The organism is Streptomyces sp. JNUCC 64 (assembly GCF_054484115.1).
Genome location: NZ_CM137015.1, coordinates 3,635,019 through 3,647,625 on the forward strand (window position 1 = coordinate 3,635,019; position 12,607 = coordinate 3,647,625).

The 12,607-nt window shown below is 73.4% G+C and carries 12 protein-coding genes; 4 read left to right on the forward strand and 8 right to left on the reverse strand.

Translation table 11 applies throughout. The features are described from left to right. Positions 1–8: 8 nt before the first annotated feature. The 4 genes from ACVWNX_RS14770 to ACVWNX_RS14785 all read right to left on the reverse strand — a co-directional run bounded on the left by ACVWNX_RS14770 (position 9) and on the right by ACVWNX_RS14785 (position 2,897). Complete coding sequence (locus tag ACVWNX_RS14770) at positions 9–413, reverse strand: PPOX class F420-dependent oxidoreductase (protein WP_454414386.1); 405 nt, start codon at positions 411–413, stop codon at positions 9–11. Between the two features lie 191 nt (positions 414–604). After that, positions 605–1,105, reverse strand: coding sequence for a 2-C-methyl-D-erythritol 2,4-cyclodiphosphate synthase (ispF, locus tag ACVWNX_RS14775; RefSeq protein WP_454414387.1), 501 nt, complete (start codon positions 1,103–1,105; stop codon positions 605–607). Further along, positions 1,095–1,862 carry a 2-C-methyl-D-erythritol 4-phosphate cytidylyltransferase gene (gene ispD, locus ACVWNX_RS14780; RefSeq protein WP_454414388.1) on the reverse strand — a complete coding sequence of 256 codons (768 nt, stop codon included), beginning with the start codon at positions 1,860–1,862 and terminating at the stop codon, positions 1,095–1,097. The genes ispF and ispD overlap by 11 nt, the downstream gene beginning before the upstream one ends. A gap of 552 nt (positions 1,863–2,414) precedes the next feature. Beyond that, positions 2,415–2,897 carry a CarD family transcriptional regulator gene (locus ACVWNX_RS14785; RefSeq protein WP_003953493.1) on the reverse strand — a complete coding sequence of 161 codons (483 nt, stop codon included), beginning with the start codon at positions 2,895–2,897 and terminating at the stop codon, positions 2,415–2,417. 872 nt (positions 2,898–3,769) lie between these two features. Between ACVWNX_RS14785 and ACVWNX_RS14790 the strand changes: the two genes are divergently transcribed. Beyond that, positions 3,770–4,480: a copper chaperone PCu(A)C gene (locus tag ACVWNX_RS14790; protein ID WP_454414389.1), complete on the forward strand. Its 711-nt coding sequence runs from the start codon at positions 3,770–3,772 to the stop codon at positions 4,478–4,480. Positions 4,481–4,586: 106 nt separating this feature from the next. Here the strand turns inward: ACVWNX_RS14790 and ACVWNX_RS14795 are convergent, their stop codons facing one another. Together ACVWNX_RS14795 and ACVWNX_RS14800 are read right to left on the reverse strand one after the other, a co-directional pair. Continuing rightward, positions 4,587–5,267 (reverse strand): response regulator, encoded by a 681-nt coding sequence (locus ACVWNX_RS14795; protein WP_454414390.1) that lies wholly within the window; start codon positions 5,265–5,267, stop codon positions 4,587–4,589. Next, positions 5,264–6,559 carry a sensor histidine kinase gene (locus ACVWNX_RS14800; protein ID WP_454414391.1) on the reverse strand — a complete coding sequence of 432 codons (1,296 nt, stop codon included), beginning with the start codon at positions 6,557–6,559 and terminating at the stop codon, positions 5,264–5,266. Before ACVWNX_RS14800 ends, ACVWNX_RS14795 begins: the two co-directional genes overlap by 4 nt. Positions 6,560–6,759: 200 nt before the next feature. Between ACVWNX_RS14800 and phoU the strand changes: the two genes are divergently transcribed. Further along, complete coding sequence (gene phoU, locus ACVWNX_RS14805) at positions 6,760–7,440, forward strand: phosphate signaling complex protein PhoU (protein ID WP_454414392.1); 681 nt, start codon at positions 6,760–6,762, stop codon at positions 7,438–7,440. Between the two features lie 288 nt (positions 7,441–7,728). On the opposite strand, the gene ACVWNX_RS14810 is transcribed toward phoU, so the two are convergent. Further along, positions 7,729–7,872, reverse strand: coding sequence for a hypothetical protein (locus ACVWNX_RS14810; protein ID WP_454414393.1), 144 nt, complete (start codon positions 7,870–7,872; stop codon positions 7,729–7,731). Positions 7,873–8,578: 706 nt separating this feature from the next. Between ACVWNX_RS14810 and ACVWNX_RS14815 the strand changes: the two genes are divergently transcribed. Together ACVWNX_RS14815 and ACVWNX_RS14820 are read left to right on the forward strand one after the other, a co-directional pair. Further along, on the forward strand, positions 8,579–10,393 hold the full coding sequence (locus tag ACVWNX_RS14815; protein WP_454414394.1) for a trypsin-like serine protease: 1,815 nt from the start codon (positions 8,579–8,581) through the stop codon (positions 10,391–10,393). A 765-nt stretch (positions 10,394–11,158) separates the two neighbouring features. Then, a complete protein-coding gene (locus ACVWNX_RS14820) occupies positions 11,159–11,794 on the forward strand; it encodes an NADPH-dependent F420 reductase (RefSeq protein ID WP_454414395.1) in 636 nt (211 codons plus the stop codon). A gap of 189 nt (positions 11,795–11,983) precedes the next feature. On the opposite strand, the gene ACVWNX_RS14825 is transcribed toward ACVWNX_RS14820, so the two are convergent. Continuing rightward, positions 11,984–12,424 (reverse strand): hypothetical protein, encoded by a 441-nt coding sequence (locus tag ACVWNX_RS14825; RefSeq protein WP_454414396.1) that lies wholly within the window; start codon positions 12,422–12,424, stop codon positions 11,984–11,986. Between the last annotated feature and the right edge of the window lie 183 nt (positions 12,425–12,607).

Here is a 12,607-nt window from a genome sequence, read left to right on the forward strand (position 1 = left end):
CCGAGGGATCAGATCTGGCCAACCACCTTCCGTGGGGTGATACGGACCACGACGCGCTGGGCGTCCTCGGTGTAATCCGGTTTGAACTCGGCGAAGTGCTTGCCCGTGTACTTGACCGACAGTTCGTCGATCAGCTCGTCGCCGCCCTCGGTGGTCAGCTCGGCGGTGCCGCGGATCTCCGCGTAGGTGTAGGGGGCGTCGAAGGGGTGGAGCAGCACGGTGACCCGGGGGTCGCGGCGCAGGTTCTTCTCCTTCTGACGGCCGACGGTGGTCGAGAACACCACGGTGTCGCCCTCCCGCTTGACCCACACCGGGGACACCTGCGGGCTGCCGTCGGGCTGGATGGTCGCCACGGAGATGAACACGGGGCCGTCGAGCAGGGCCTTCACCTGGTCGGGGAGCTGGTCGGACACGGGGTTCCCTTTCTGCCGCGAGACGCGCACGCGATACGCACACACGTGCTGATCGCTACCGCTACCCCGCCGGACCGGCTCCGAACCCGGCCGTCGGCCGTCCGCCCCGCCGCACCCGCCGACCGGAGGGGGGCGGGTGCGGCGGACGGGGGGCAAGGCCGTCCCTCGCGGACCGGGCCGTCCCTTACGGCCTAGCCGCGCGGGTAGACCAGCGCGGTGGCGAGGGCGGCGAGGCCCTCGGCGCGGCCGGTGAGCCCCAGGCCGTCGGTGGTGGTGCCGGAGAGCGCGACCGGCGCTCCCACGGCGGCGGTCAGCACCCGCTCGGCCTCGGCCCGGCGCCGTCCGATCTTCGGGCGCACCCCGATGACCTGCACGGACACATTGCCGATCTCGAACCCGGCGGCCCGGACGATCCGCGCGGCCTCGGCCAGCAGGGTGACCCCGGAGGCCCCGGCCCACTCGGGGCGGGCGGTGCCGAAGTGCGCGCCGAGGTCGCCGACCCCGGCGGCGGAGAACAGCGCGTCGCAGGCGGCGTGCGCGGCGACGTCCCCGTCGGAGTGCCCGGCGAGCCCGTGGCCGCCGCTCTCCGCCTCGTCCCAGAGCAGTCCGCCGCACCACAGTTCACGGCCGTGTTCGAAGGCGTGGACGTCGGTGCCGATCCCCACCCGGGGAATGACCGGATCAGTAGCCATCGGTGGCCCTCCTCCGGGCCAGGACGGCCTCGGCCAGCACCAGGTCCAGCGGCCTGGTGACCTTGAACGCCTCCTCGTGCCCGGGGACGAGGACGACGGGCTTCCCGGTGCGCTCGACCATCCCGGCGCAGTCGGTGGCGCCGTCCCCGTCGACGGGGACCGTGGTGTGCGCGTGGACCAGGGTGGTCCGGTCGAAGCCCTGCGGGGTCTGGACGGCGCGCAGCCGGGACCGCTCGGGGGTGGCGAGGACCGGTTCGGGGTCGTCGGGGCGGGCCGGGTCGCGCGGCTCGACCTCCTTGACGGTGTCGGCCAGCGGCAGCGCGGGCACCACGGCGGGCGCCCCCTCGCGCACCGCGGCGACGACGGCGTCCACCGTCTCGACGGGCACCAGCGGGCGGGCCGCGTCATGGACGAGGACGGTGTCGACGTCCTCGGGGAGGGCGGCGAGGCCGAGCCGGACGGACTCCTGGCGGGTGGCGCCGCCGGGGACGACCAGGAAGTCGGTGCGCTCGGGCAGGGAGTGGGTGTCGAGCAGCGCCCTGACCTCGGCCGCCCCGTCGGGCGGGGCCACGACGACGACCAGGGAGACGGCCCGGGAGGCGGCCATGGCGCGGACGGCGTGGATCAGGATGGGGGTGCCGCCGAGGAGGCGGAGGGCCTTGGGGGTGCCGGGGCCGAGACGGACCCCGCGGCCCGCCGCGGGGATCACGGCCGCGGCCTTGGCGGCGGGTGGCGCTGGGCGCGGATCGTCAGACATCGCTTCCGTTCAGGTTTGTGTACTCGGGCGACATGGGTATGGCCTGGGGGTACCCCCGGCCGGTGGTCGGGGGCAGTGCCGGGCGCGACGCCTCGATCGGACCCTTCCGTGACTTCCGGTCGAGCCGCAGCCGGGGCCGGCACACCAGGGGCGGTACCAGCGGGGCACGGGGGCGTTCGTTCCGGGCGGTTCCACCGGTCCAGCGGGTGCGCGCGAGGGTGCCGCGTCCGCATGCGGGGCACGCCCGCCGCGCCGTACCGCGGAGCACGGGGAACGGTGGCCGCGCCGTGGCGCCTCGCCGTTCCCACTCCCACCCCACCGGATCCACGGCGCCCGCAGGGGTTCCACGGGATCAGCCGTACGGGTTCCATGAGGTCAGGGAGCCCGTGAGGTCAGGGGGCCACGGGGGACGACGGGGGCGCCGGAGACGGAGATGCCGCAGCGCCCGGCGACCTGGTGGGGTCATCGGGCGCCACGGCATGTCCCCGCGTCAGGGGCGGGCGCGTCGGTGAGGACGCGCTCGGTACCCCGTCGCGGGACGGTGTGGATCGCTCAGGACGCGAGCACTTCGTCGAGCAGTGCCTCGGCCTTGTCCTCGTTGGTGTTCTCCGCGAGGGCGAGTTCGCTCACCAGGATCTGGCGGGCCTTGGCGAGCATGCGCTTCTCACCGGCGGAGAGTCCGCGCTCGCGCTCCCGGCGCCACAGGTCGCGCACGACCTCGGCGACCTTGATGACATCGCCGGAGGCGAGCTTCTCCAGGTTCGCCTTGTAACGACGCGACCAGTTCGTGGGCTCCTCGGCGTACGGCGCGCGCAGCACCTCGAAGACCCGGTCCAGCCCGTCCTGACCGACCACATCACGCACGCCGACGAACTCCGCATTGTCCGCTGGCACACGTACCGTCAGGTCACCCTGGGCGACCTTCAGCACCAAGTAGGTCTTGTCCACGCCTTTGATCTGGCGAGTTTCGATGGCCTCGATCAGCGCGGCCCCGTGATGGGGATAGACCACGGTGTCGCCAACCTTGAACGTCATGTGACAGGTACCCCTTCCGTGGCTATCAAGGGTAACACGGATACGGCGCCCACTGAATGGCGTTTCCGCAGGTCAGGGCATATCTCGGGGCTTGACAACAACAACGGGAACGTGCTGCGGACGGGATCGGCGGACGCCCGCGCGGCGGGTATGCGCAGGTGGGAGCGGCTGTCCGGGTGGGGTGAAACGTGCACGTTACGCACCCGGACGGCGGACCTCAAGGGGGCGAACGTCCCGGTTTGCCGGGTTCGCTTCGGGCCACTTCCGGGCACTTCCCGGTGTTCCCGCTACTCCGTTCGGCGTCCGGGGCCGTGTTCCGGAATTGATCACCCCGAGCCGGTTGATCAATTCCGCCGTACGGTGTGCATTGTCAGTCGTGAGTTAGCCCGCGAGTTACCCGTGATTGCGGGAAAACCCGCATAACCCTTCGGGTCTCCGCTCCGGTAACCCGACGCACCCGCTTCCGTAACCCCGACGCACCCGCTTCCGCCGACTTACCCGTGACGCTTCCCCGGGTTCTCCAGTGCCCCGGGAAAGGCCGCGGCGACGACGACGGGGCACCGACGAGAGGACCCGCCCGTCCGTCATCTCCCCGCCCTCCCCCGCCCTTCGTCCCGTCTCCCGCCGCCCGGTCCGGGGCCGGTCGGCCAGCGGTTCCGCGCCGGGTCCGCGACCCGGGCCGGGCGGCCCGGAGCGCCCAGGGGGCGGGTCGGGTGCGGTGGCCGGAGAGCGGGTCGATAACCTAAGCCCGCCAGCAGGCCCCCCGGGGCCCGTCGGCACCGCAGGACCCCGTACGACCGGCATCACCCGTACGGGCGAGCACCACCGCAGGACCCTTCCGTACCGCCCACGTTCTAGGAGTTGCCGCCGCCGTGAGCAGCAGCCTTCGACGCGGCGCCCTCGCCGCCACCGCCATCGCGTTCTCGATCGCCTCGCTCGCCGCCTGCGGCGCCGGAACGAACGCCCAGACGCTGGGCATCAAGCCGGACAACGCCGCCGTCACCGTCGGCACGATCCAGGTCCAGAACTCCAACATCATCACCCAGCCGGAGCTGGAGGCGAAGGGCCCCGCCGTCGTCTCCGCCACCGTCTACAACGACGGCACCGAGGACCAGACCCTGGAGTCGGTCACCGTCGCGGACGGCGGGAAGGCGGAGCTGGTGGCCGCCTCGGGCACCGGCCCGGTGGTCGTCCCCGCCGGGGGCTACGTGGTCATCGGCGGCGAGGGCAACGCCGTCGCCGTGCTGCCCAGCGGCCGGGAGGCCGTCAAGGACGGCGACGCCCAGACCGTCACCTACGCGTTCAGCGAGACCGGTGACGTGAAGGTCGACAGCTTCGTGGTCCCGGCCTCGTCCTACTTCAAGGGCTGGGGCCCGACCGAGGCGCCCGCCGCCCCCGCCCCGGAGGTGAAGGAGACCTCGTCGACCGAGAAGCCCGCCTCGGCCGACGCGACCGACGCGGCCAGCCCCGACGCGACCGTCGCCGCCACCGAGGGGGCGCAGGACGCCACCGGCGCGGCCACCGAGCCGGCCGACGAAGCCACCGAGCCGGCCGCCGACACCACCGCGACCAGCCAGGGCTGAGCGCCCGCGCACCGCGCGCGACCCGTACGACGCCGGAGGGCGGGACCCATTCGCTGGGTCCCGCCCTCCGGCGCGTGCGCGTACGGCGCCCGTGGCGCCGCGCGGTCTACGGCTCGAACTTGTAGCCGAGGCCGCGCACCGTCACCAGGTAGCGGGGCGCCCCCGGGTCCGGCTCGATCTTGGCCCGCAGCCGTTTGACGTGGACGTCGAGGGTCTTGGTGTCGCCCACGTAGTCGGCGCCCCACACCCGGTCGATCAGCTGCATCCGGGTCAGCACCCGGCCCGCGTTGCGCAGCAGCATCTCCAGCAGGTCGAACTCCTTGAGCGGCAGGTCCACCTTGGCGCCGCCGACCGTGACCACGTGCCGGTCCACGTCCATCCGCACCGGGCCCGCCTCCAGGGCGGCCGGGGTGACCTCCTCGGGCTCGCCCCGGCGGCGCAGCACGGCCCGGATGCGGGCCACCAGCTCCCGGGAGGAGAAGGGCTTGGTCACGTAGTCGTCGGCTCCTATCTCCAGCCCGACGACCTTGTCGATCTCGCTGTCCTTCGCGGTCACCATGATCACGGGGACGTTGGAGCGGCTGCGCAGCTGGCGGCAGACCTCGGTGCCGGGCAGCCCCGGCAGCATCAGGTCCAGCAGCACCAGGTCGGCGCCGTTGCGGTCGAACTCGTCCAGGCCGTCGGGCCCGGTGGCCGCGATGGCGACCTCGAACCCCTCCTTGCGGAGCATGTACGACAGGGCGTCGGAGAAGGATTCCTCGTCCTCGACGACGAGCACTCGGGTCACGGAAGGACCTCCGGGGAGGGGAGCGGTGCGTACGGGGGTGTGACGGGGGAGCCCGGGGAGCCGTCGCCGTCCCCGTGGTCCGCGCCGGGATCGCCGGCGGAGGACCCGGGGCCGGGCTCCAGGGACGCGCGACCGGCGGCGGCTCGCGCCTCCGGCAGTCGCAGGGTGAAGGTGGAGCCCTGTCCCTCGGTGCTCCACACGGTGACCTCCCCGCCGTGCGAGGCGGCCACGTGCTTGACGATGGCCAGGCCCAGACCCGTCCCGCCGGTGGCGCGGGAGCGGGCCGGATCGACCCGGTAGAAGCGTTCGAAGATCCGCTCCTTGTCCCGGTCGGGGATGCCGATGCCCTGGTCGGTGACGGCGACCTCGATCAGGTCGCCGCCCGGCTGGGGCACCCGGCGCGCGGCGATGCCCACCCGGGTGCGGGCCGCGCTGTAGTTGACGGCGTTCTCCACCAGGTTGCCGAGGGCCGCCGCGAGCTGGCCGCGGTTGCCCAGGATCCGGAGGCCCGCGGTCCCGGCCGCGGCGATGGTGATCTGCTTGGTGCCCGCCTGGTGACGGCACCGGTCGATCGCCTCCGCCACCAGATCGGCCACCCGGACCGGCTCGGCGTACTCCAGCGGGTCGTCGTTCTGCACCCGCGAGAGGTCGATCAGCTCCTGCACCAGGCTGGTCAGCCGGGTCGCCTCGATCTGCATCCGCCCGGCGAACCGTTCCACGGCCTCCGGGTCGTCCGAGGCGTCCATGACGGCCTCGGAGAGCAGCGAGAGCGCTCCGACCGGGGTCTTGAGCTCATGGCTGACGTTCGCCACGAAGTCCCGGCGGACCGCCTCGATGCGACGGGCCTCGGTGAGGTCCTCCACCAGCAGCAGCACCAGCCGGGAGCCGAGCGGGGCGACCCGGGCGGAGACGGCGAGCGCCTCCCCGCCGCGACCCGCGCCGCGCCGGGGCAGATCCAGTTCGACCTGCCGTATCTCACCGTCCCGGCGGGTGTCCCGGGCCATCTGGAGCATCGGCTCGATGGAGAGCTTCCCGCCGCGCACCAGTCCCAGGGCGTACGCCGCGGAGCTGGCCTTGACCACGCTGTCGGCCTCGTCCAGGACCACCGCCGAGGAGCGCAGCACCGACAGCACGGTGTCCACGCCCGGCGGCAGCACCGGCTCGGTCTGCAGCGAGCTGCGCGGGGGCCGCTTCAGGTCGCGTTCGCTCCAGCGGAACGCGAGCATGGCGATGACGCCGGTGAGCACCCCGGCGAGCGCCGCCGCTGCGGCGACCGCCGCGTTCACGTCCATGCCTCCAGGTTAGGCACGCTCCGGGAGCCGTCCACAGCCATCCCGGTGTCGGCTCCGACACTCGTCGCCCAGAGTTCACCGAGGGGAAAGGGGTGATTCACTCCCGGTGCCGGAGTCGGACGCGTACGCCCCGGAACGTGGGAGCGTGGGGTGCACGAGCACCGGGTGCCCCAGCGGATGTGAGAGAGGGACGACTCAGTATGCGTGACGCGTACCACGAGGAACTGGACTCGATCGGTGACGACCTGGTCGAGATGGCCCGGCTGGTCGGCTCGGCCATAGGACGCGCCACGACCGCGATCCTGGACGCCGACCTGAAGCTGGCGGAGGCGGTGATCGCCGGTGACCAGAAGGTGGACGACCTCCAGCACGACCTGGAGGCGCGGGCCATCGAGCTGCTGGCCCGGCAGCAGCCCGTGGCGACGGACCTGCGGATCGTGGTGACCTCGCTGCGGATGAGCGCGGACCTGGAGCGCTCCGGGGACCTCGCCCAGCACGTGGCGAAGCTGGCCCGGCTGCGGTTCCCGGACCGGGCCGTGCCGGGTGACCTGCACGCCACGGTCCTGGAGATGGGGCAGCTGGCGCAGCGGCTGATGGCCAAGGCGGCGGAGGTCATCGTCACCAAGGACGTCGACCTGGCGATGCAGCTGGAGCAGGACGACGACGAGATGGACCTGCTGCACCGCACGCTGTTCCAGCACCTGATCGACGAGCGGTGGAAGCACGGGATAGAGACCGCCGTGGACGTGACGCTGCTGGGCCGCTACTACGAGCGGTTCGCCGATCACGCGGTGTCGGTGGCGAAGCGGGTGGTGTACCTCGTCACCGGGGAGCACGCGGACGAGCTGACGCAGAGCACTTCGCCGGTGGAGGGGGTCTAGGGCTTCGGTTGCCTGGCCCCTTGGCTGTCGCCTTGGCCGTGGTTTTCAGCCTCGGCTCCCGGCTTCGGCTCCCAGCCTCGGCTTCGGCTCCCGGCTTCGGGCTTCGGCTCCCGGTGGTCGGGGGCCGGGGTCGGTCCGGTCGGTCGGCCGGTCTGGTTCGACGGCGCGTGCCCCGTACGGGAGGTTCCCGTACGGGGCACGGTTCGTGCTGGTGTCGGCACCTGGGCCGGTGCGGCCGGTGCGCGGGGGCGCCGGTGCGGGCCGGTGGGCCGGTGCGCGGGGGCGTTTCTAGCAGCCGCCGCCGCACTTGCAGCCGCCGCCGGACTGGCAGCCGCAGGAGCAGCCCGAGCCGCAGCCGCAGGCGCTCAGCACGGCGAGGCGGGACGGCTCGGGGGTGTCGTTGATGGTGTCGGGCTTACGGGACTCGGCCATGGGGTTCCCTCCCTGGGACGCGATGGCGTGGCGTCTTCCGTCTCCCCATGGGACGGCGGCGGTGCCGGGCGCGTCAACGGCGCACCCACGCGTCGGGAGCGGGCGGGCCGTCCGGGCGGCGGCCGGGGGGACCGCGGAGCGGGTCGTCCACCGGGTGGCGTGGGGCGGGTGGGGTGGACGGGGCGGGACGGGACGGGGGCCGGGGCGTCCGCGCCCCCTCGTCCGGCGCTTGCCGCACGGGTTTGCCCGGACCCCCTCGGAGGGGACGGCCGGGGCCCTTCAGGGGCGTCGAGGGGTGGGCGGTGACGGTGGGCGGTGGCGGTGGGCGGTGACGGTGGGCGGTGACGGTGGTGGGCGGTGGCGGTGGCGGTGGGGGGGTGACGGTGGGTGGAGGGCGCGGAGGGCGCTCGTTCTCGTTGCCCGTGTTCTTCGGGCGCTCCGGGGGCGGTGTCGGGAGCCTCGGGGCGACGGGCGGGGGGCGACGGAGGCTCAGGTGTGTCTGAGGTCCCAGGAGTTATCGGTCGCACCGGCCGGGGCGGGCACCCTAGAATCGCACGGCCGAAGGGGGAGCTTCGCGAAGGATGTCGGCCGTGCCGACGGGACCGCCCGCGCGGATCGGCTCGCGCGGACCGGCTCGCGTGGATCGACGTCGTGCCACCGCCCCCCTTGCGGTTCCGTTCGCATCACACCCGTGGGGGGTACACAGATGACTCTCGCCCGATTCCGGCGCCGTAGACCCGGTGCCGTACGGGCCGCGGCGACCGCCGCGCTCTCGATCGCACTGCTGGCGGGCGGCTCCGCGCTGCCCGCCGTCGCCGCGCCCGCGACCCCGGAGCCCGGCGGTCTGCCGACCCCGGCGGTCGCGCCGGCCCCGGCCCCCGCCAGCGCCGGTGAGCTGCGCGAACGGGTCGCCGACGCGACCCGGTCCACCCTCGCGCAGAACGCGCGCCAGGCCGTCGCCGGTGCGGCACGGACGGCCGGGGAGGGCCCCGACGCCGGTGCCGGTCCGCAGCCGTTCATCATCGGCGGCTCCCAGAGCACGGTCAGCGCCGCGCCCTGGATGGCCCAGCTCTGGTACTACAACCGGGACACCCAGAAGGGCTCGTTCTGCGGGGGCTCCCTGGTCGCGGCCAACAAGGTGCTCACCGCCGCGCACTGCGTGCACGGCCTCAACTGGAAGAAGTGGGGCGCCACCCTGACGGGCGCCACCAAGCTCGGCGACGAGGGCGGCGGGGCCACCCTCGCCGGAGTGCACCGGGTGTGGAAGCACCCCAAGTACAACCACGACACCCTGCGCAACGACGTCGCGGTCATCACCCTCGACCGTCCCGTGAAGCAGAAGTGGCTGCGGCTGGCCGGGACCGGCGACAGCGCGCTGTACAAGCGGGGCACCACCGGCACCGCCTACGGCTGGGGTCTGACCTCGGGCAGCTCCGGCGCCCAGCAGGCGTCGAAGCTGCGCAAGGTGAGCCTGCCGATGGTCGCGGACAGCACCTGCAACACCGCGATGCGGCGGGTCATCGGCCGGGACTTCTTCGTCGCCGGTGAGATGGTCTGCGCGGGCAAGCCCGCCACCGGCCGGGACACGGGCACCAACAGCCCCTGCCACGGCGACTCGGGCGGTCCGCTGATCGTCCGCGGCAAGATCGCGGGCATCGTCTCCTGGGGCGTCAAGCGGTGCATCGCCAAGGGCGCGTACCCGGTCTTCGCCAAGGTCCGGACGTACGTCGGGGACACCCAGAGCCGTCTCTACGACGCGGACCAGAACTACGACGGCCGCGCGGACCTGCTCGCGAGCACCCCGTCCGGCACCCTGTACCAGCAGAAGAGCCGGGGCCGTTCGCTGGCGGGCCGCACCTCCGAGGGCACCGGCTGGCAGCAGGCCAGCTGGGGGCTGCAGACGGACCTCGACCGGGACGGCTACCAGGACCTGCTGATCCGCAACAAGGTGGACGGCAAGCTGCACCGCTTCTACGTGCGCAACTCGACCTCTTCCAGCGGCAGCTGGACGTGGATGGGCGTCACCACGGTGGGCGGCGGCTCCAAGTCGTACGCGGCGCCGGGCGACCTCACCGGTGACGGCTGGCCGGACCTGGCCACCCTGGACTCGGCGGGCAGCGTGTACGTGTACCCGGGCAAGGGCAACGGCAAGTTCGGCGCCAAGAAGAAGGCCGTCAACGGGGCCTGGAAGGGCGGCAAGCTCTTCGGGCGCGGCGACTTCAACCGGGACGGCAAGGCCGACCTGCTGGTGCGCGACCGTTCGCACACGGTGTGGCTGTACCGGGGCACGGGCAAGGCGTCGGCGCCGTTCGCGTCGAAGGTCAAGCTCCGCACCGGCTGGAAGTTCACCGCCCTGGTCGGCAACGGCGACACGACCGGCGACGGCATCGCCGACGTCCTCGCCCGCGACTCCGGCGGCAAGCTGTGGCTGTACCCGGGCACCGGCAAGGCGTCCTCGTCCGCGTTCGGCGCGCGGGTCGCCCTGGGCTCCGGCTACAACCAGTACAGCCTGCTGTTCTGAGCGGTTCCGCGCGCTGAGCGGTTCGACGCTTTGAGCGGTTCGACGCTGTGAGCGGTTCGGCGGGCTGAGCGGTTCGGCGTTTCCAGCCGGTTCGCCGTTTCCGACCGGTCGGCCGCGCTGAGGGGTTCGCCGTTCTGACGGCGGACGGTACGCCGTCCGTCCGGTACGCCGACGCGGCTCCCGCACCGCCGGGGGTCGCACCGGGGGCGCGCCGGTCCCGTACGGGGCCGGCGCGTTTCCCTTGTGGCCCACCCGGCACCCGTTTCCCGGGGGCGGGTGGGTCCGGCGCGTGGGGGGCGGGCGGTCCGGAGCCCGTGCGCCCCCGGTCCGTACGGGCCGGGGAGTCCGGGCCTCCCCGTTCCGCCCGTCCTTCCCCGTCCCGCCCGCTCCGAACGGTCCGCCCCTTCCCGTTCCGCCCCTTCCCGTTCCGTCCCGTCCTGTCGATCCCGCCCTGTCGGTCCGGGCCTGTCCGGGCCGGGCCGTCCGCTCTTCCCGTCCGTTCCGTCCGCCGCGCCGGTCACCCGGGCGGTCGCTCCGGCGGTGCCGTGCCGCCGGGGCGCTGTTGTACTGGGCCGGGGACGGACACCCGGTCCGGGACGGGACGGTACGGAACGGGGACAGGCCGGGTCGCCGGGACCGTACGGGTCACCCGGGTCGTACGGGCCGTAGGGGTTCGTACGGGCCACCCGGGCCGTACAGGCCGTCCCGGCCGTACGGGTCGTGCCGGACACCCCCGGCGGCCAGGCGCGGACGAAGGGCGAGGACGTGACCACAGCGATCATCGGCACCGGGGCGATCGGGTCCCGGCTGGCCGCCGATCTGACGGCGGGCGGGGAGTCGGTCCTGCTGGCGTCCCGGGACCTGGAACGGACCCGGGAACTGGCCGACCGGCTCGGCGAACGGGCGACGGCCACCACCGTGGACCAGGCGGTGGAGATGGCCGACACGCTGATCCTCGCGGTCTGGTTCGACACCATCAAGGAACTCGTCGCGCGGTACGGGGACCGGCTGTCCGGCAAGGTGGTCGTCGACCCGTCGAACCCCATCGCCGTGGACGAGCACGGCGACTTCACCAAGACCATCCCCGAGGACCAGTCCGCCGGGGTGATCATCGCCGGGCTGCTGCCGGAGGGCGCCCGTCCCGTCAAGGCGTTCGGCACGTTGACGGCCGCCTCGCTGGAGGCCGCCGCGCGACGGGAGCCGGAGCGGGCGGCCGGGTTCTACGCCACGGACGACCCGGGCGCGGGCGAGGAGGCCGCCCGGCTGATCCGGGCGGCCGGGTTCGATCCGGTGCCGGTCGGGGGCATCGACCAGTCCCGTCGGATCGAGGTGTTCGGCGACCTCCACGAGGGGTCCCTGGGGCGGGCGCCCACGGCGGAGGAGGCCCGCTCGCTGCTCTGAGCGGGTGGGAGGTCCCCTCCGGCGAACGTGAGCGTGACCCGAGGGACCCGGGCGGGACCATGGGCCGCGTCGCACGGGTGGGTACGGCCGCCTGCGGCGCGACGGCCACGGCCCGGGGGCGCCGGGTCCCGCGCCCCCGGGTTCCGCGCTACGGCGGTTCGGGGTTCCGGGTTCCGCCCCTCGGAGGCGTCAGGCGATGGCCTCGCGACTGCCGCAGAACTTCCAGGCGGCGCCGGGGCCGTCCTGGAGGCACACCGTCACGGTGACCGGGGCACCCTCGGGAATGTAGGCGTAGGCGGTGACCACGCCGTTGTTCGCGCCGTTGGTGTCCTCGACCGTCGCGGTCTGGATCGCGCCGCCCGATCTCCAAGCGAGCTGCACGACCACGCGCTTGCCGTCGCCCTGCTGGTCGCGGGCACCGAAGACCTCCCGGTCCCCGGCTGCACCGTTGCCGTCGTGCCAGAACAGTCCGGCCCCGCCCTTCGGGCCCCAGCCACCGTCGGTCGTGTAGACGGAGATGGTCGTACCGGCGGACGCAGGCGCGGCCTGGAGGAGAACTCCGGCGGACGCCAGGGCCACGGCCGTGGCCGCCATCGAGACACGGCGCGAGTTCTTGATACCGAAACGCATTACACAGGGCCTTTCTTTAAAAGGATGGAAGCGGGATGGCCGATCTCCAGAAAGCACTGGATTCCGGCATTCGAAAAGCCCGGCCGGGGCGTCTCCCGCCAGCGACACCAACCCGCCGACACGCCTCGACACACCGCAAGGAGCAGGCGGGAAGGGCCACAGCAGGGCCCCCAACCCCACCGC

Excerpts from the sequence above, each read along its gene's own strand:
- ispF (WP_454414387.1), bottom strand. The coding sequence starts at position 1,105 with ATGGCTACTGATCCGGTCATTCCCCGGGTGGGGATCGGCACCGACGTC.
- ACVWNX_RS14815 (WP_454414394.1), top strand. The coding sequence starts at position 8,579 with ATGACTCTCGCCCGATTCCGGCGCCGTAGACCCGGTGCCGTACGGGCC.
- phoU (WP_454414392.1), top strand. The coding sequence starts at position 6,760 with ATGCGTGACGCGTACCACGAGGAACTGGACTCGATCGGTGACGACCTG.
- ACVWNX_RS14825 (WP_454414396.1), bottom strand. The coding sequence starts at position 12,424 with ATGCGTTTCGGTATCAAGAACTCGCGCCGTGTCTCGATGGCGGCCACG.
- ispD (WP_454414388.1), bottom strand. The coding sequence starts at position 1,862 with ATGTCTGACGATCCGCGCCCAGCGCCACCCGCCGCCAAGGCCGCGGCC.
- ACVWNX_RS14800 (WP_454414391.1), bottom strand. The coding sequence starts at position 6,559 with ATGGACGTGAACGCGGCGGTCGCCGCAGCGGCGGCGCTCGCCGGGGTG.
- ACVWNX_RS14785 (WP_003953493.1), bottom strand. The coding sequence starts at position 2,897 with ATGACGTTCAAGGTTGGCGACACCGTGGTCTATCCCCATCACGGGGCC.
- ACVWNX_RS14810 (WP_454414393.1), bottom strand. The coding sequence starts at position 7,872 with ATGGCCGAGTCCCGTAAGCCCGACACCATCAACGACACCCCCGAGCCG.